At 56.2% G+C, this 17,812-nt stretch carries 15 protein-coding genes; 2 read left to right on the forward strand and 13 right to left on the reverse strand.

All coding sequences use genetic code 11. The annotated features are described in order from the left end of the window. Positions 1-380: 380 nt before the first annotated feature. The 10 genes from Poly24_RS06530 to Poly24_RS06575 form a co-directional block, all read right to left on the reverse strand. The gene (locus Poly24_RS06530; protein ID WP_145092175.1) at positions 381-878 is read right to left on the reverse strand and encodes a hypothetical protein; all 498 of its coding nucleotides are present in this window, start codon (positions 876-878) and stop codon (positions 381-383) included. A 130-nt stretch (positions 879-1,008) separates the two neighbouring features. Further along, the gene (locus Poly24_RS06535) at positions 1,009-1,458 is read right to left on the reverse strand and encodes a carboxypeptidase-like regulatory domain-containing protein (RefSeq protein WP_145092177.1); all 450 of its coding nucleotides are present in this window, start codon (positions 1,456-1,458) and stop codon (positions 1,009-1,011) included. A 166-nt stretch (positions 1,459-1,624) separates the two neighbouring features. After that, on the reverse strand, positions 1,625-2,647 hold the full coding sequence (locus Poly24_RS06540) for a DUF1559 domain-containing protein (protein WP_145092180.1): 1,023 nt from the start codon (positions 2,645-2,647) through the stop codon (positions 1,625-1,627). A gap of 486 nt (positions 2,648-3,133) precedes the next feature. Continuing rightward, positions 3,134-4,735 carry an Rne/Rng family ribonuclease gene (locus Poly24_RS06545; protein ID WP_145092183.1) on the reverse strand — a complete coding sequence of 534 codons (1,602 nt, stop codon included), beginning with the start codon at positions 4,733-4,735 and terminating at the stop codon, positions 3,134-3,136. Between the two features lie 169 nt (positions 4,736-4,904). Then, entirely contained in the window at positions 4,905-5,576 is a 672-nt protein-coding gene (locus Poly24_RS06550; RefSeq protein ID WP_145092186.1) for a TIGR03936 family radical SAM-associated protein, read from the reverse strand. A 5-nt stretch (positions 5,577-5,581) separates the two neighbouring features. Next, positions 5,582-7,327 carry a phosphoenolpyruvate--protein phosphotransferase gene (gene ptsP, locus Poly24_RS06555; RefSeq protein ID WP_145092189.1) on the reverse strand — a complete coding sequence of 582 codons (1,746 nt, stop codon included), beginning with the start codon at positions 7,325-7,327 and terminating at the stop codon, positions 5,582-5,584. A gap of 202 nt (positions 7,328-7,529) precedes the next feature. Then, positions 7,530-7,817, reverse strand: a complete 288-nt coding sequence (locus Poly24_RS06560) for an HPr family phosphocarrier protein (protein ID WP_145092192.1) — start codon at positions 7,815-7,817, stop codon at positions 7,530-7,532. 30 nt (positions 7,818-7,847) lie between these two features. After that, positions 7,848-8,324: a PTS sugar transporter subunit IIA gene (locus Poly24_RS06565; RefSeq protein ID WP_145092195.1), complete on the reverse strand. Its 477-nt coding sequence runs from the start codon at positions 8,322-8,324 to the stop codon at positions 7,848-7,850. Positions 8,325-8,581: 257 nt separating this feature from the next. Beyond that, positions 8,582-8,929, reverse strand: a complete 348-nt coding sequence (gene hpf, locus Poly24_RS06570; protein ID WP_145092198.1) for a ribosome hibernation-promoting factor, HPF/YfiA family — start codon at positions 8,927-8,929, stop codon at positions 8,582-8,584. Positions 8,930-9,293: 364 nt separating this feature from the next. Beyond that, positions 9,294-10,589: an outer membrane protein assembly factor BamB family protein gene (locus tag Poly24_RS06575; RefSeq protein WP_197452375.1), complete on the reverse strand. Its 1,296-nt coding sequence runs from the start codon at positions 10,587-10,589 to the stop codon at positions 9,294-9,296. Between the two features lie 390 nt (positions 10,590-10,979). On the opposite strand from Poly24_RS06575, the gene Poly24_RS06580 reads away from it, so the two are divergent. Beyond that, the gene (locus tag Poly24_RS06580; RefSeq protein ID WP_197452376.1) at positions 10,980-12,299 is read left to right on the forward strand and encodes a DUF5690 family protein; all 1,320 of its coding nucleotides are present in this window, start codon (positions 10,980-10,982) and stop codon (positions 12,297-12,299) included. A 349-nt stretch (positions 12,300-12,648) separates the two neighbouring features. Here the strand turns inward: Poly24_RS06580 and Poly24_RS06585 are convergent, their stop codons facing one another. The 3 genes from Poly24_RS06585 to Poly24_RS06595 form a co-directional block, all read right to left on the reverse strand. Next, positions 12,649-14,721, reverse strand: a complete 2,073-nt coding sequence (locus tag Poly24_RS06585; protein WP_145092204.1) for an NHL repeat-containing protein — start codon at positions 14,719-14,721, stop codon at positions 12,649-12,651. A gap of 491 nt (positions 14,722-15,212) precedes the next feature. Next, positions 15,213-15,584, reverse strand: a complete 372-nt coding sequence (locus Poly24_RS06590) for a TolB family protein (RefSeq protein ID WP_197452377.1) — start codon at positions 15,582-15,584, stop codon at positions 15,213-15,215. Between the two features lie 329 nt (positions 15,585-15,913). Then, on the reverse strand, positions 15,914-16,213 hold the full coding sequence (locus Poly24_RS06595) for a hypothetical protein (protein WP_145092210.1): 300 nt from the start codon (positions 16,211-16,213) through the stop codon (positions 15,914-15,916). Between the two features lie 1,239 nt (positions 16,214-17,452). Here Poly24_RS06595 and Poly24_RS06600 point away from each other — a divergent pair. After that, complete coding sequence (locus Poly24_RS06600) at positions 17,453-17,707, forward strand: hypothetical protein (RefSeq protein ID WP_145090831.1); 255 nt, start codon at positions 17,453-17,455, stop codon at positions 17,705-17,707. Positions 17,708-17,812 lie beyond the last annotated feature (105 nt).

Here is a 17,812-nt window from a genome sequence, read left to right on the forward strand (position 1 = left end):
GCGGGCCGAAGGTCCAGCAATTTGCATAGCCCAGCCTGCAGGGCTGGGTATCAGCCGACGGCGCCCGGTTTTATTTTACAACGGGCGAAGGGGCAACGCCCCGGGGTAGGTGGTGACAATCGATCGGGCCTACAGCCCAACCATGTCAATCAACGCCGCTAGAACCCAGGCCGATGGCCTGGGCTATGCAAATGGTCGAGCCTGCGGCCCTGACTCGGATGGATGCGATGTGGAATGGTCTGCGAACAACGAAGCACTGGCCTGGCAAGCGTCGGTCGCGACAACTCATCATGACTCACGTGTATATAATTGCGAGGGCTTGCGCGGCAGGCTTTATGCGGTTGCGGCTCGGAGCGTTTCAGGGACTTGCGTCCTGAGCCTCAATCCGATTCACTCGTTTCTGATTCGGTCTCTGCGCTCGACTCGGGCAGCTTATCGATCGTAGCGGTTGCTTCATTGGAGATTGCGTGGTAACCGGCTTGCGGTGAAAAGGCTTCGGTCATCTTAACGGTCACTTCGCGGATCGGCATGGAATGCACAACGATGCCATCGCGTATCGTTCCCGAAGCTTTCAATTCCCAGCTGGCCATCTCCTTGGCGCCGGCGTTTTCACTGCCGGGAAAGGAGACTTCGACACGATAGCTGTGAGACGGTTTGCCAGCAACAAACTGATACTGCACTTCGAAGTAACAGATGTTGGGCTCTTCAAACCAAGCTTTCGGGCCTTGCAATTCGACTCGGCTATCCTCGGCCGGTTCCGAAGACTCTGAGACAACGGGAGAGGGAACGGGGGGCTTGGATTCCGTTCCGCAGCCCAGAAGCAGCGCAGAAAATCCAAGGCTCAATAGCAGACGATAGGCTGAACGGCGCAGTGCCATGTATTTCTCAAGGCGTTAAAGGAGCGACGGAGAGGAGGAAGGCGGTCTGGAAAAGTTTGCATCACTGCAGTTCCCTTGTGGCGAGAGATCTCACGACTTTCTCGTCTCGGATCACCTCCCTTGGAGCAACTTATTTTTTCGCCGGATCGGAAGGCAACGCAATCAGCACATCCCCGCCATCTTCAGAAATAGTCACCTCCAACGGCGAGTCGAGGGTTGAATAGGGAGCTGGAATTCCCTCGCGTGAATCGGGGTACTCTGCTTGCGTTGCATCGGCCGGTAGCACCGTGCCGTTCCCATCAACCATTTGGCTGATGCGGACCCGGTAGTTCCCGGGAGGCAAGCCACCGTCGCCGTCGCGCGAGCTAATGACGGAGAACTTCCCTTCGGAATCGGACATTCCCAAGGCGCCGTCTCCAATCGTTCCCGCTTCCGGAATGAACTGCACCGAAGCGTTGGCGATCGGGCCATCGTCCGACTGCAGTTGGCCGTTGATTCCGACGCGATTTACGCCGTCGCCGCCGCATCCGATACAAAAATAACAGCTAAACGCCAACAAATACATTTGAAGTTTTTGCACTTCTGGTCCGCCCTTCAGTAAATTTCTCTAGGAGCCATGGAATGTCGACATCACGATCCGAATAGAAGCAGCAAACTGGTTCGATTCCCATGATGTGGGGAGTTGGCTTTCGGTAGAATCGCGACGTTTCAAGTCACAACAAATCAAAGTTTGCAATCGACAGAGACTAGAACTCTGCGTCGATCACCTGACCATCCGCAGCACGGCATAGGTTCGTTAGATTGGTCGTGTCGATGGTTTCAGAGATCAAACGAACGGAGCCATCGGCCAGGACAAACATGCAACCCCCCGGGTGCAAGCTCGCGACGCTGTACCAAGACGCGCGTCGGCCTCGCATGTTGTTTAATGGGCTCGCATTGTTGCCGTAATTCCAAACGTTGAGTCCGCGCGACGGAAAGGTGCTGTTATACGCGCCTACCGGATCGATACCGACAGAAAGCCATCCAGCATAAGACCAGGCCGAAGTATCACCATTGAAGGTTTCCAGCGTCAGTTCACCCATCGCGAGGGTGTTGCTTGTGCCATCTTGGATTCCGCTGATCGGTGTGTAGCTGTTTTCACCAAACACGTAACGTGTGCTGATCGAAACTCCGCGGTGGTAGTTGTAATTGGTCAAAGTGCTCGCGGGCATCAAGAAGTCATAGTTAGTTTTTTGCGCCGCAATGCCCGCTCCGCGATCAGGACTGTAATACCCACTGAGCGCGATAGTTTCGGTCCCACCATCGGATGGGCAACGGAAACTGGTGACGAGAACTTCCGAAATCGCAGCATTTCCAGAGTCGACTGCGTTGGGGGTCGTCAGTGGCGGACCGCCTGGTCGGCTGTAGTCGCCATACGCGCACGAGTGATCGAATTGATCATAAAGAGGCTGTTGTTCCATGAAGGGTAAGAGCGAGGTTAAGCCCTGCCCATTTTTTGCCAAAGGATCGGGCAGGTAGGGAGATGTGGGACTGGAGGTATTCAGAGCTCCTAAGCTGAATCTCCCCGCAGGGAACTTCTTGTAGGTGCTTTCATAATTGTGGAGGGCCAACCCCAGTTGCTTCAAATTGTTACTGCACTGCATACGGCGAGCTGCCTCGCGCGCCGCTTGAACTGCCGGTAGCAGCAGCCCAACAAGGATTCCGATGATGGCGATCACGACAAGCAGTTCGACGAGTGTGAATCCATTTTTGGTTCTGTGTGTTTTCATCAAAGCTGTTTCTGCGGGGGATCGTAGGTGGGAGATGAAACGGTGGGAGGAAGCCGTGGATAGCCCAAGTTTCCGTCCTTCTCTCGAAAGCAAAACGCATGCCAATGCGGCGGAGTTACGGGAGCAGGCTGGTGCGTCGTTCCGCTGCGATCCGTCCCGTCGCATGCTGCAGAGCGAGAGGAAATGGGGCAATGGTGCATCCGCCTCCACAACTCTTGCTCCAGAGGGAGGCAGGACATCCGGAGCAAGAAGAACCTTGCTCTCCGGCTGCAGTCCCTTTCGTTGAGAATTCTCGGGCAATATCGCGGCCCGCAAGTCCACTCGGAAAGATGTCAAACAAGTAGGCATTGGGTGCCCAGTCTTTGGGCAGCAGTTATGCGAATCCTAGGCAGCCCCCGAACGCGACTGCTGCAACAAAAAAGCTCGCCGAGAGCGGAATGCCTCGGCGAGCTTTTTGCTTTTTGATTCGTCGCTTTCAGCTTTGGATCAGCTGTCGACTTCGACCGATTCGCCATGTTTGTCGCGGCAGTCCATCTCCATGTGCTCGGGGAACAAGCCCTCGCTGCCCAGGATCTGGACCGTCATTTCACCGGTCTCTTCCATCTGCATGATCTCGCGGCGTTTCTTGTTATTCAGATACGCGGCCACTTCATCGTTCACGCGGATCGTGATGCGTTGAATGTGTTCGTTGCGCGATGCCAATGCCAACATGCGGATGACCTCGATCGACATGCTCTCGCCGGTCTTGACCACGCCGCGGCCGCTGCAACAAGGGCAGTCCTTGTAGACGCTGCGCTTCAGGCTTGGGCGAATGCGTTGACGGGTCATTTCAACCAGACCGAAGGGGCTGGTTCGCAAGATCTTGGTGCGGGCGCGGTCGCGAGCCATCGCATCGTGCAGGGCGCGTTCGACCTTGCGTCGGTGGCTCTCCTTCCGCATGTCGATGAAGTCGTTGACGATCACGCCACCGAGATCGCGGAGTCGCAATTGGCGAGCGATCTCGCGGGCGGCAGCCAGGTTGACTTGCAACGCGTTCTCTTCGGCATTGCTGTCGCTGCGATGGCTACCGCTGTTGACGTCGATCGCAACCAAAGCTTCGGTCGGATCGATCACGATCGAACCTCCCTTGGGCAGCGGCACGGTGCGGGCTTGGATCTTGCGAATCTCCGATTCCAATTTGTAGTGATGGAACAGGGGTTCGGTGCCTTCGTAGAACTTCAGCTGTTCGGCGGCGCGTGGCATCACCAAGCGGATGAAGTCCTTGGCCCGTTCATAAGCTTCACGCTCATCGATCTGGATCGCGTCGATATCGCTGGTCAGCATATCGCGGATCGTGCGAATGATCATGTCGCTTTCTTCGTAGATCACGCCCGGCTGTTCGCTTTCGGTCAAGCGACGGTGGATCGCTTTCCAAAGGCGCAGCAGGTAGGCGAGATCGCGCGACAGATCCTGCTTGGTTCGTCCAGCACCGGCGGTTCGAACGATGAAGCCGAGGCCCTTGGGAGGGCTGAGTTCCAGCAAGGCCTTCTTGAGGCGTTTGCGATCGTCGTCGTCTTCGATCTTGCGGCTGACGCCAACGCGAGCCAAGGCAGGCATCAAGACCAGGAAGCGGCCAGGAATGCTGATGTAGGTCGAAAGGGTTGGGCCCTTGGTGCCGATGCCTTCTTTAATGCACTGGACGAGGATGCTGTCGCCCCGCTTAAGGACATCTTGGATCGGAGGCTTGACGCGAGGCCGGCCCCCTTTGAAGACGCGTTGGTTGCGTCCCTGTTCGCGAGCCCGCTTAGCCGCTTGTTCGGCCAATTCGTCCGATTCCCGCATGATCTCTTCAGGATCAAAACCACCTTGGCGGAAGTATTGCGGTTCGACATCGCTAATGTGCAAGAAACCATTGCGGCCGACACCGAAGTCGACAAACGCGGCTTGGATGCTGGGCTCTAGGTTGACGATTTTGCCACGGTAAATATTGCCGACGTAGTTATCGGCACTGGCACGTTCGGTGTAGAGCTCTTCAAGCTGTCCATCCTCGAGAATCGCAATGCGACTCTCTTCGGGTTGGGCAACATTGATAAGCATTTCCTTCTTCATATCGTTTGCCTTTCATAGGTACTGCGTCCTTTGTCGGGTGGGCCCGTTAGGGTTGTGGCCGTTGGCACAATGTGTGCCGTTGGAATCTTGAAACGCATACGATGCGAACATTCCGTGTTGCCATCGGCCGGCAGCGACGATTGCTTCGTCCGTTGCCGGCGCTAACGATCTAACTGGTCAATTGCCCCGTGACGCTTGTGGTTGACTCAAATTCGTTTTCCAGTTCGACTCGCGTTCGAGTCAAAAACTGGCCATTGTCGGTTAGGTGTATAATCTTCAGTTCTTCAATCAGGTCGGTGGGGCGTAGCGACGCGCCTTGATCGGGCGTGCAACGGAAGACGAGCACGCCATCTTCGATTCCCAAGTGCTCGATCTCTGCGGACAGAGAGAACACCAGTGTCTTGCCTTTCCGCTCCAATTGGATCGTGTCGCGTTGCCGCAGCGCCTCGATCTCCTTGAGCAGGGTTTCCCGATCGGCTTCGGGAATGGGCAGATTGTACGTTGTTGACTTCAGCTTTGCCTTAGGCCAGCCCTCGGGAACCGCGGTTACTCGCAAAATTTCCAAACCGGGCTGCTGATCATCGCACAGACGCTGCGTCAATTCCTCGGTGCTCAACGGTTCGGCCAGTTCCAATTCGACGATTTCGTCGAGACTTGCCGTTCCCAGGGCGAGTGCGGAAGGGAAGTTCATCCGGGGCTTGGGGTGGAAGCCTTCGGTCATCGCCAGCTTCAGATCAATGCGGTGGAACAAGCGTTCCCACAATCGCAGCAGGTCGCGATGGCTGATCCAACGCAATGGGCCGGTTTTCGAAAAGCGGATGTGGTATCGCGCTCGTGTCATGAGAATTATTGCACAACCAATTCAGGGACCAGATCGCCCAGGCGATCAAGCAAATACAAATCGACTTCGCGGGCGCTCTCCAGTTGCATCACGCGGCAGGCGATCTCCTCGCAATCGGCGATCGTCACGCTGCGGATTACCTTCTTGATCCGCGGGATCGCCAGAGGCGGAACGCTGACGCTGCGGACGCCCAGTCCCAGCAGCAACAGCACGCGCGCCGGATTGGAACTCATTTCGCCGCAGATGCCGACGGGCGTGTTGGTCTTGTTGGAAACGTCGACCGTTTGTTTGATCAACCGCAGCACCGCCGGATCGCTCGATTGGTACAGTTCGGCAACGCTTTCATTGCTGCGGTCGACCGCCAGGGTGTACTGCACCAGATCGTTGGTTCCGATACTGAAGAAATCAACCTCTTCGGCAAAGCGATCGATCATGATGACCGCGGCGGGCACTTCGACCATCATTCCGATCGGGATATCGCTGCGGAAATCGGCTCCTTCTTCGCGGAGATCGTCGATCACGATGTTTACCAACATCCGCGCCGTGCGCAATTCTTGCAGCGTCGAGATCAGGGGGAACATCATCCGCACGTCACCGTGGACTGCCGCCCGCAAGACGGCACGGATTTGAGTGCGGAACAGGTCCTGGTTTTTCAACGACAAGCGGATGCTGCGGAGTCCCAAGAAGGGATTGTTTTCGGGTTCGTGTAACGAGGTATGCCCCATCTTGTCCGCCCCCAGGTCGAGCGTTCGGATAACGACCGGTCGCCCTTGCATCGCTCCGACAACTTCCGTGTAGGCCTGGTAGTGGTCTTCTTCGCTGGGTTCTTCGTCGCTGCTGAGATACAGGAACTCGGTGCGATACAGGCCGATGCCGTCGGCACCGCGCTGCAGGCAGGCGTCCACTTCGTGGGGAAATTCGATGTTCGCCGAAAGCGTGACCCGTTGCCCGTCGACCGTTTCGGCCGGCAGGTCGCGAAGTTCGGCCAGTCGCAGCGTCAGCTTTTGGCGAATCTGGGCCCGTTCCTCGTATCGATCGATCGTGGCTTGGTCGGGATCGACGATCATGCAGCCGCGATCGCCATCGACGATGACTTGCGAACCTTGTCCGATCCGATCCAGGAATTGGCCGATCCCCACCACGGCTGGCAACTCGAGCCCTTTGGCCACAATTGCTGTATGTCCGCCGGGACCGCCGATCTCAGTGCAGAACCCACGCACGTAGTGGCGATCCAGATTGGCCGTTTCGCTGGGGGTGAGATTCCTCGCCAGCAGGATCACCGGCTCGTCGAGATTACTCAACGGGTCGCTGGTGACGGCCCCAAGCCGATGCAGCAACTGCTTTTCGATATCCAGTACATCCTCGGCCCGTTCGGCCAAAAATGGACTGTTCAGCTTGCCCAACGCTTCGGCATAGCGGTGGAGCACACGACTGACCGCGTACGCGGCACTTTGCTGTTGCTGGTGAACGCGACCTTCCAGTTCGGCCAGCAGGCCTGGGTCGCTAAGCATCTGCTGTTGGGCAGAGAAGATCCGTCCGGCTTCCTCGCCTAAACGTTCGGCGGTCTGCTTGCGGTTCACTTCCAGTTGTTTCGCGACCTTGCCAAATGCAGACAATAGCCGGCCCCATTCGACCGAAATGTCGGCCGCGGGAATAAGACACCTTGGGATGCGATACCCTTCATCGTCCAGGACTAAGGCCGGACCAATCGCAACACCGGGTGAAACCGGGATTCCTTGGAGTTCGAGCATTCAATGGCGGCATGCGCAACATCCTTGTCATCGACACGATGCTACAGGCGACCGAATCGCCAAGCTATCGAGAAGATGAATCGAAGTGGCCCTGCCATTTCTTCTTTTTTGTACGATTTGATAATTGAATAGTCGTCGGTCCCAACCCGCGAAGGGTTGGGATCTTTACCGCGGCAGCCCGTCGATAGGTCGCTGCGGCGGATCATTCGGAATCGAGTTCATGGAAACCTTGGTCGAACAATTCAGCAACCGCTGCCAACGCCTCGACGGCGTCGCTTCCTTCGGCCGACAGCCCCAACGGGGTTCCCTGGACTGCACCCAGTGTCAGCACGGACAACATGTTCTTGCAGTCGGCGGATTGATCGTCCTTGGTCACCATGACCGTCGATTCAAACTGCATCGCCAACCGTGCCAGCAGTTCCGCCGGGCGCAAATGCAGCCCTTTTTCGTTTTTGACGACGACGATTTGCTGGCATGTGGGATTGGACATAGCTTGCATTGTTAACTGCGGGATTTGCGTCTAAGAGGCAAACTGGTTGTTGTCAGCCTCTTCGAGCAGTTGATTGATGTCATCGACTGTCTTGCTTTGCTTCAAGAACCGGCAGAAGGTGTCGTCACGCAATTGACGCGAGATGTTTTCCAGGGCCCGCAGGTGATCGCCAGGACGTTCGGGAGGGCTGATCAACAGGAAGAACAGTTGAACTTTTTCGCCATCGAGGCTGTTGAAGTCGACGCCGTCGACGCTGACACCCACGGTGCCGACCAGCTTTTCAACGCTGGGGTGCTTGGTGTGCGGAACGGCGACACCGCGGCCAATGCCGGTGCTGCCAAGTTCTTCGCGCTTCATCACCGCTGCGATGATATCCGCTTTGTCAGCGGCCTTGATCTCGCCCGCGGTGACCAAGCTTTCGACCAATTCGGTGACGACCGCTTCCTTGTCGTAAGATGCCAAATCCGGCTTGATCGCTTTGACGCAAATAAAGTCTGCGAATTTCATTACCTATCCTTTGATTTTAAATAAATTCAGCCAGAGCTTGGCCGTCTCACGACGCCCAATGATCGGGCTGGTGGGTGATTTCATGGAGCCACCGGTGCCCGTCGAGGACAAACGGCTTCCGGAGGGCTGTGCGGTCTTGCATCGTTGTACTGCATGTTCTATCGGCCGCGAGTTGTCCAGTGGATCGAAAATTACGGCGCCCGTCCGAGTGCGATGTTGCACGCACCGGACGGGGGGACTGTCGGGCTGGCAAATTCTTATTGAACTTCGTCGGTGACGTCGGTCGGTTCCAGGTGCTTCAATCCTGTTCCGCGGTGTTCGGTACGCTTCTCCTTCGCACGTCGCAATTGCTTTTCCAGCTTAGGGATCACAACGTCGAGAGCTCCAATGACGGTCGCTGCGGTCGCCGATGCGATGAAGTCTTCCTCGTGTTCAACCGAGACTTTGGCTTCGAGTACCGGGGATTCGAGCTTCTCCAAATCGACAATCACTTCAATCGCGTTCACTCGATCATACAAACGACGCAGCTTCTCAACTTTGTCTTCGATCAGCGATTGATCACCAGTTCCAAGATTGCCATGTCGGGCAGAGACGCTCACTAGCATTGATTGCTCCTTAGAATGATTGCAGCATCGAAACGGATCTCGTTTCTAGCGAGTAGCATACGCCGAAATGCCTGTTTAGGTAAGCGTTGCTGTAATTGCGTGCACATGATTCGGCGGTATTTCCGTTTCAAATGCTTCGCTTGCTCGGTCATAAGTTCTTCCAAAACAATACCTTACGATACCCGCTCAGGACTGTTCCCGTCACCCTCAATTGACGCTTTTTCAGATCCAGTTCGCTTCGCTTTCGCTCTTTTTGGGGATTGCGGAACAAAGTTCGTTTGGGCATCTTCGCCCACCCGTTGCGACCAATGGGGCCTGTCGTCTCCCCCGGAGCGAAATTTCCCGCTAGCGACCTCCCTCGGCCTCAGTTGCGGTCCATCAAGCAGACTACAAATTCTTCCCGTTTCCCATCGACCGTCAACGAGACCCGGGTAAATATCTGCCCTCCGCAAATCGCCGGAGAGGCAAATACCTCGGTGCCCAGCGAATTGGTCGCCACGCTTTGATATTCGTCCACGCGAGCCTTGAAAATATGGGTGGTTCCAGATTCGCTGGTCACATAAATGTTGTCGCCGACCAAGACCGGAGAACTGCTGAACGTCTCTCCTAACCGCTGTTTCCAGACCTGTTCCCCCGTGGAAACGTTCAAACAGGTCGCGATGCCGGCGTCCAGAATGGCAAATACATGCCCCTTGGTGATCAGCATCGACGGAACGTATTCACGGTCGGTGTTTTCCCAGACCACCTTGCCCGAACCGTCGGCCGCGACGGCGGCGATGTGGTTGTCGGGGTATCCACCGCTAGTCAGAACGACGTTTCCATCGGTTACCGTCGTCGTGACGCATTCGGTCGTCGCCCCTGGGGTTTCCCAGATCGTCTCCCCCGTCAGCGGGTCGAGGCTGGTGACCAGTTCACAACCGGTCATGATCAACTGTTCGCGGCCCGCCGCTTTCACGATGACCGGCGACGGATAATTGGGCATTTCGGGGCGTTTGTGTCGCCAAACCACCTCGCCGCTGGACCGGTCCATTGCCACGATCGCGCCCCCCGATTTGTTGTCAGCCGATGAAATCACCAGGTGTTTGTAGAGCGTTGGCGATGAGCCGTACCCCTGATGCACGACGTAATCGGTCAACCGAGTCTGCCATAGTTTTTTGCCTTCGAAATCGAGCGCCGAGGTCCAGACCGCGTCACCGTTTAGGAAATTGATGAACAACCGCTCCCCATCCGAAGCGATCGTCGACGACGCCAGAGTCGCCTTTTTGTTCATCTTGTTCCCTTGAGTCTCGAAACCGCCCTGGTGGACGATCGTTTCCCAGATCTGTTTTCCCGTTGCGCGATCCAGCGACAACACCACTTGGGCCTCGCGCTGAGGATCGGCCGACGCGATGAAGACACGGTTGCCAACCACAACCGGTGAACTGTGACCACGACCCGGTACCTTGGCACGCCAAAGCACATTCTCCGTTTCGCTCCACGAGGTCGGGGGCTGTTGCTCCGCCGATGCGATGCCATCTTGATTTGGGCCGCGCCAGAAAGGCCAATCGCTGGCAGGGAACTGCAATCCGCTGCGTCCGGCGGGTTCAAGGGCTTCGGCTTGCGAAGAGACCGTGAAAAGAGTCATCAAGCAAAGGAGGGCGAAGGGCTTCAAATGGCTCATGTTGGCGTGTCTCGGAAGGAGCGGAGGTGGTGGGAAGCGAGTGGAACGGTTTCCAGTCCCCCCCATTATCGATCATGCCTTCGCGAAACGCAATCTTCTCGCCCTGCCACCGGTTGATTCACGATTGCAATCCGATATTTGGTTCCGCAGATGGAATGGGCCTGCTGGCCCGTGCCTGGCTTGCAACGCGCCATTAAGGAAAGGAAGTAACCTGTGGGGCCGGCTTGGGCGGTGGAGTGGGGGCACTGTCGTGGTGGTTTTGTCGGCCGCCGCGTGACACGAGCGTTGGTCCTTGATGAGGATTGCGTGAAGATGCCTTGAGCAACGGGCGGTGCGTGGTATTTATAGCTGCTGTGGCAAAGGTTTATTAGTATGTTAACGTGAGAGACAATGGACACGCACGGCCCCGCAAAACCATCGCAGTCGCCGCCCCTGGTCTCGTGGTCGCTCATGCTTTGGGGAAGCGTGGCTGCCTTCGGCACCTACTTCTGCATGTATGCCTTTCGCAAACCGTTCACGGTGATCGACTACCACGATCTCACCGCATGGGGCTGGGGATACAAGACGGTCGCCGTGGCGGCGCAAGTCTTTGGTTATACGTTATCAAAATTCGTGGGTATCAAGATCCTTTCAGAACTGCCGGCAAACCGTCGCGCGGCCAGTATCATCGGGCTGGTTGTTCTGGCCGAGATCGCACTGATCGGTTTCGGTTGGGTGCCCGCTCCTTACAATTTGTTCTGCCTGTTCCTGAATGGTTTGCCGTTGGGTATGGTCTTCGGATTGGTGCTTGGATTCCTCGAAGGACGCCGACAAACTGAAGCGATGGCGGCCATCCTTTGCACCAGCTTTATCCTCTCTGATGGCGTGACCAAATCGGTCGGTAAGAGCCTGCTGAGCATGGGCGTTCCAGGGTTCTGGATGCCTGCCCTCGCCGGCGGGTTGTTCCTGCTTCCATTGCTGATGTTTGTCTGGATGCTTCGAAAAATTCCCCCCGTTTGCCAGGCCGATATCGCCGCCCGCAGCGAACGGACGCCGCTGACCACGCAACAACGGCGCGCTTTTTTTAAACGTTACGCCTGGGGTTTGACACCTCTGTTGGTGATGTACCTGTTGGTCACGATCCTGCGGAGCGTGCGATCTGATTTTGCGCCTCAGATCTGGGAGAGTCTTGGCGTCAATACGACGCCGGAGTTGTTCAGTTATTCGGAGCTGTGGGTCGGTCTGGGCGTCACGCTTGCCAACGGTGCCGCGATGCTTATCTCCGACAATTACCGCAGCTTTAAGCTGGCATTAGCCACCTGCTCGGTCGGCTTTGGCATCTTGCTATTATCGACCTATGGCCAGCAGGTCGGGCTACTCTCGCCGTTCGTCTTCATGGTTCTGCTTGGCATCGGCCTTTACCTACCGTACGTCGCCACGCATACCACGATTTTCGAGCGACTGATCGCGATGACGCGCGACCGAGGCAATTTGGTTCACCTGATGTACTTGGCTGATTCGATCGGCTATCTCGGCTACGTCGGAGTGATGTTAGCGAAAAACGCATTCTCACCGCGCGGCGATTTTTTGACCTTCTTCCGGCCCACATGTTATGCCGCGGGGCTGATCTCGCTGCTCTGCATGCTCGGCTGCCAAGTGTACTTTTCGATGCGGGCGAGCCGCCAGAGGCTCACCGCACCGCCGCTTGCTCTGGAACTGCCGACGTCCTAGCCGAGCGGTTTGGCTCTTTCTTTCGGTCGCTGGATCCTACGGCCATGGCGAACGTCTGATCGTCGCGAATGAATTGGCAGCGAGGCAGAACGGCGGTTCGGTCGTCATCGGGGTAAGGGGCGTCGCGGTCGATGCTCCACGTAAAAACGAGTCATCAATGCATCGCGTACCCAGCCGAATTGCCTTCGATGGATCTGCAAGCTGGGCAGATGGCTGCGAACGCGATCGTTCCAGCCGATTGTCAATCAGTCGGTAGTTGTTAGCCGTTGGCCGCCCACCGAAGTGCCTGTGCAATTCGAGAGAGCATCATGCGCTATCCTAACGTCACTGTTCAGAGCTTCGGATGCAATTAAAATCCTCGGACCGGTCCAATCAGAGGGGGCTTCACCGGCTTGGCCACGCCAAAGAAGACCACGATCGTGTGGGCGCCGAACTGGGTGGAACGGGCTTCAGGAGGAATTTTGCTGAAGCCTGCCTTCGTATCGTGGAAGCCATTGCCAACCCAGACATTACCGGCCGGATCGACAGCGATCGGCGCTATGACTTGCAGTCCGCCAAGATAGCCCTCGTGTGGAGTGAGCGGGTCGCCAGTCTTCACCCCCGGCGGGCGAGTCTCGGGGCGAACACCGGCGAGCTGAGTTACGGAGCTGCTGGTGGAGCTTGCCACCCAGACATTGTCATTGCCATCGATCGCGATCCCCCACGGGCCGGTGATGGCACCATCCGCATTGAAAGGGCCGTGTACTTTGCCGTCGGGAGTGATCATCGAGATATCGCCACCAGGATATTCGTTGATGATTTCCCACAAGTCCGCCCACATGTTTGCAGCCACATCGTCGGGCGTCATGGAGCCTTTCCGGGCCTCGATCTCGCCTTCGAACTTTTGCTTGATCAAGGCCAACTTCTCCCTGACCTTGGGGTGCCCGATCAGGTTGCCGATCCATGCATTGCCCTTGCTGTCGATCGCGATCGCGTGCGGGCTGAATCCAACCTCGAACTCTTCGGCCTGTCCGGGGTTGCTCGCTGGAAAACGGGTCACCGTGTTGGAGGCGCTGTTCGTAATCCAAATCCGGTCCTGCTGGTCGATGGCGATACCGAATGGACCCTTGACCTGGAGCGTTCCATCGACCGGTTTGCCCTCCACCGTCCGGCCGAGAATGCGACCTTTCGAGATATCGCCTCCTGGAATGTGTACGATTTGATTGTTCTCGTTGTCGACGGTCCAGACATCGCCGTTCGGGGCAACGAGGACTCCTTGCATTTGCCCGAGTTTGCCGTCGAAATTGTAGCCGCCTTCGGGCGAGAGCGCCTTGCCTGTCCTGCGATCAAGGACAGAAATCGTCCGGCCGATCAGGTTGGTGACCCAGACTTTGTCGTCGGACGAAAAGGCGATGCCCCAGCCAGGGCTGTCGATACCGCCACCATTGAAGCCCGTGATCATCGGAGACAGTGGCTTGCCGTTGGGCGCGAATTTGCCCTCGCCGCCACCGAATTGTTGGTAGATTGTTGTCTGTGAACCGGGCATCCAATTGTTGTTCGTCCAGAAATTCCCCTCGCCATCGATGGCGGCACCACCCACTGCGTAAAAGCCGCCTCCGGCATAGACTAGCGATAGGGTCCACGCGCTGGGCGCATGAAAAAGGTAAGGGATGAATGCCACGTCACGGTAGCGTTTCCCGTCGGGCACCGGAGCGAGTGCTTCGAAAAGATCGAAAATTCTAGTCGCGTTGTGGGCAGGGAAACGCGCGATGTTGTGCATGGCACTGAGCGTATTGGAGGGCGCACTCCCGTCCGGCGTCGTCGTCGCTTCGAATAATTTCTCGCAGACCCGTGGTTTACCCGAGATGCAGGCCGAGAGCAGCGCTCCCAACGTGTTGAACTTGGCTAAGGTCGTGGTTCGAGGACCGTTCAAAGCGTTCACGATCACGGGGCCGTGGGCGCCCGTTTCGAGATCCACCAGATTCGGCACATTGCCAGCAGCGATCCGTAGGCCAGTTGCGTTACCGCGTAACGCTCCATCGTGAAGGAACTGCGCTGTGGTGTATGCGGAGGCGATGGTGGTGAGCTCGTTGATCGTCACACGATCTGGCGGTGTGGGGCCCAAGGTCGTCATCAGGGTGATTGACGGGTTCGGCTCCGCCTCCTCGTTCGTCACTCCCCCCATAGCAATCAGATAGTAAACGCCCGCTTCGGCGTTCCCATCAGTGATCGACAATTCGAAGCTGCCATCCTGGCTCGTCCGCGTTGCGCTGATCTTCCGGGGAGCCTCCGAGGTCGTCTCCCAGAGAGTGACCTCGGCATTTCCAATCGAGCCGCCTGCTACCGCAACCCTTCCTTCAATGCGCTGAACGGCGGAGGCTGGGCCGACCACTAAGCCAACTGAGAAAACTAGGGTGGCACAGAGTAGAGTCTTGAGAGTCATGTATTTCATCGCTTTAGGGTTTTAAGCCAGCATGTTGATTGAAATTGTAGCACCCCCGATGGAGTTTCGCTTTGTTGCAGAACGCGAGAAATCACGCAGTCGCCTTGCTGGATTTACGAATGGCAAATTCGTACGTTTTCAGCGACTTGCGTGCGTTTCAAGGTTCTTTTTTGCGTTGGACAATTTGACGCGTATGGTCATCAGGATTTCTTGTCATTCGCCAGTTTTTTGCGGGTCTCCGTAGAGCCTCGCATCGCATCGACGGCATAACCAAGTTGGGAATGATCCGTTCGGAACAATATGCGTCAATCCCGTTCTCTTCATGCGGCACTTACAAATCGGACAGCGTTTTCCTCGCAAGCACGACGATACTTCGGGAGCGACCAACAAAATCAGTAAAGTGAAGTATAGGATTTCGGCCCAAGGCATTGGTGTATTCCTGCTCGGCGCACTACAAGTCGTCGGACGTCATTTGAGATTCTCCTGGGCCATCAAGGATTGATCACACAAATGACGCCGCCATTCTCCCAACTGGCGGCCAAGCCGCTCCGGATAGATGTCTTGTCGCGAGCGAAAATGATTTGAGATCCGTCCGGAGAAAATCGGGGCGTAGTGTCGCTAGCGTCCATGTCCGTAAGTTGAATATGTGATTTTCCGTCAACGCCGATTTTGAGTATGTGATCCGCCCGGTCACCCGGCACCCCCGCAGCGTAAACGATGCGGTATCCGTCGGGAGAAAGTGCCCGAGTAACCTCATATTCAGCAGAATCTGTGATTTGAACAACCGTAAGCTTCTCAAGGCTTCGAAGGTAGAGGTCACGGCCACCTGTGCCGGGCGTGTTGAACAAGGCTGCGTCAACCAAGGAAGCGATGTCAATTGTCGTGTTTTGGTGTCCATGTGGTCTGTCGTGATCGCTCGGCGTCCCCCTGGGACAGCCGGCAAAACACTGCGTCGCGCTACACTGTAGACGCACGAAGAATCGAGGCATGCTCGTCGCCGTGACGATTAGGTTAACTCGGTGACGACGGTTGGCGTTGTGTGAAAAAAACAGCATGTTCGCCACGCCGGTGCAACGATTTGATGTGTCGCAGGGTGGGGCAAAGGGTGATGTTAGCGTCGCAATTCTGAGAAGTGAGTACAAATCATTGAGGTGAAAACGGATGATTTGCGTTGGGACTTTGGGACCGCGTATCAAGGAATGCGCGTATTGATGGAGAGAAGAGCAACGTGAGGCCAATTGCGATGAAGATGCACGCGTGAATTGCGGGTAGCGTGAATAGAGTCGCGGAAATTTGAAAAAAGAAGTCTGAACGTTCGCGTGGCGTGATTTCGGCCAAACGGTACATGAGGTATCCCAAGGCCGATAGCGATGTAAGGCCTTTTGTGAATGTCCATGTCGCCAAACCCCATCGCATCCACTTTTCTCCCGTTTGCCACAGATTCCACACGGCCCAAATCATCAGTGCCGGTAGAAGAACGGATTTTAGCCATCGGAAAGTTTCCGACGAACCTGAAAAGGCGAACACGACATTGGTCGCTTCGTTAAAAACGATCAGCGCGGCAAGGATCAGATATAGGATGCGCCCCCGATTAATCATGCTGTTTTCGTCGGTGCTAAATGCGACGGTTCGGCGACATCGCGTTTACGCTCACCGGTTGGCCCGCGAGAACCGTTTTGAGTGTACGGCGCATTCTCGCTGGTCGCGCACCCTCGTGCAACTTCCGAATCCCATGCGTACCGCCAGATCTCTCCGGCGAACGATTTTATATAGGCGTCAAGAAACTTCTTGCAATGCGGCGACGGGCGCCACGAGACCGTTGGAAGATCTCCGTAGAGGCCAGAGGTGAACCAATACGACGTTTAAGGAGGATCGCCCAACGTGCTGACGGGAAAGGCTGGCTTTAAGCCTGATGCAAAGTTCGCCTGCAACGTGTGAGGCGGAGAATTGGACGCGTTGTACCCGATATAGGACGTCACAAATTCGCTCGGGAATTCGGCACCGATGGCAAGGAATCACGTTGCAGTGACCATGAAACAGGCGTTCGACCAAGCGGGGCATGGGGTTGCCAGTCGGGCAACGAAAGCTGGACCGCACAAAGTGCTGCAAGCAGGCAATCATGAGCAATCGCAGAACCGGAACGGGCACGAAAAAAGCCCGCAACACGTCAGTGTTCGCGGGCCTTTGATTGCTGGTGATCTTGTCACCAAGTACCGAAGGTGGGACTCGAACCCACACGACCTTGCGGCCACTGGATTTTGAATCCAAAGCACATCGCTACACGTCCGCGACACGCCGCTACACGTCGAACGTGCAGCGGCGTTTTTAATGCGCACACCGGATTCCCAAATCCGGGAACCGATTTGGTGGCGCGACGGTGGCGCACGACAAGGGTCGTATTCGAACCGATTTGAAGTCGCAAAATGCGATCACTGTTTGCACTGGATAAGCGACAATCCAAGACGAATTTGGAAAAAATTTCCCCTCAACTCTTCCGCTACACGTCGCTACATATCCGCTACACGTCGCTACACGTCGGTGCGAAAAACGCCCCCCCCGTATCTAGCGCCACCTCTGTTGAGATTCCCGAAATCTCGTCGATACTTCGATTGTGCGAGCGGGAAACCATCAAACCATTCGATCCATCGACCCCAGTTATTCGACATCCCAGCTCGCACAAGTTGGTCGGATAGCTGGGGTCGTTTCGTTTGTCCGTAGGGAAGGAACCGCGATGAAAGAATCACTTTCAAACCGCGTCGCATTCTTGCGACTTCGTATCACACGCATCGTCATGCCGTGGCGACGAGTCGACCGTTTGGCGTCTCGCGTTGCCGTGCTTGAATCGAACGTTGTGTATCTCGCACACGAGAACCAACGGTTGATAGGGCACTTGAAGTTCTACGCGGTCCAGCTCAAAGAGTTGGGCGAACGGCTGAACGATCAGACAGTCAAGCAGAGTCCCAGCTTCGAACCAAGCAACAACTGAGGTGGGTTATGTCACGCGGATTGAACGTCGTAATTCTGGCGATGCAATCAGGGTTCTTGGTTTTCGGATTGAACGAAAGCCACCTTTCCATGACTGCGGTCGCTG

The sequence above is a fragment of the Rosistilla carotiformis genome, assembly GCF_007753095.1.
In the GTDB taxonomy this organism is placed as follows: domain Bacteria; phylum Planctomycetota; class Planctomycetia; order Pirellulales; family Pirellulaceae; genus Rosistilla; species Rosistilla carotiformis.

Excerpts from the sequence above, each read along its gene's own strand:
- Poly24_RS06530 (WP_145092175.1), bottom strand. The coding sequence starts at position 878 with ATGGCACTGCGCCGTTCAGCCTATCGTCTGCTATTGAGCCTTGGATTT.
- Poly24_RS06540 (WP_145092180.1), bottom strand. The coding sequence starts at position 2,647 with ATGAAAACACACAGAACCAAAAATGGATTCACACTCGTCGAACTGCTT.
- Poly24_RS06545 (WP_145092183.1), bottom strand. The coding sequence starts at position 4,735 with ATGAAGAAGGAAATGCTTATCAATGTTGCCCAACCCGAAGAGAGTCGC.
- Poly24_RS06550 (WP_145092186.1), bottom strand. The coding sequence starts at position 5,576 with ATGACACGAGCGCGATACCACATCCGCTTTTCGAAAACCGGCCCATTG.
- ptsP (WP_145092189.1), bottom strand. The coding sequence starts at position 7,327 with ATGCTCGAACTCCAAGGAATCCCGGTTTCACCCGGTGTTGCGATTGGT.
- Poly24_RS06560 (WP_145092192.1), bottom strand. The coding sequence starts at position 7,817 with ATGTCCAATCCCACATGCCAGCAAATCGTCGTCGTCAAAAACGAAAAA.
- Poly24_RS06565 (WP_145092195.1), bottom strand. The coding sequence starts at position 8,324 with ATGAAATTCGCAGACTTTATTTGCGTCAAAGCGATCAAGCCGGATTTG.
- hpf (WP_145092198.1), bottom strand. The coding sequence starts at position 8,929 with ATGCTAGTGAGCGTCTCTGCCCGACATGGCAATCTTGGAACTGGTGAT.
- Poly24_RS06575 (WP_197452375.1), bottom strand. The coding sequence starts at position 10,589 with ATGAGCCATTTGAAGCCCTTCGCCCTCCTTTGCTTGATGACTCTTTTC.
- Poly24_RS06580 (WP_197452376.1), top strand. The coding sequence starts at position 10,980 with ATGGACACGCACGGCCCCGCAAAACCATCGCAGTCGCCGCCCCTGGTC.
- Poly24_RS06585 (WP_145092204.1), bottom strand. The coding sequence starts at position 14,721 with ATGACTCTCAAGACTCTACTCTGTGCCACCCTAGTTTTCTCAGTTGGC.
- Poly24_RS06595 (WP_145092210.1), bottom strand. The coding sequence starts at position 16,213 with ATGGCTAAAATCCGTTCTTCTACCGGCACTGATGATTTGGGCCGTGTG.
- Poly24_RS06600 (WP_145090831.1), top strand. The coding sequence starts at position 17,453 with ATGAAAGAATCACTTTCAAACCGCGTCGCATTCTTGCGACTTCGTATC.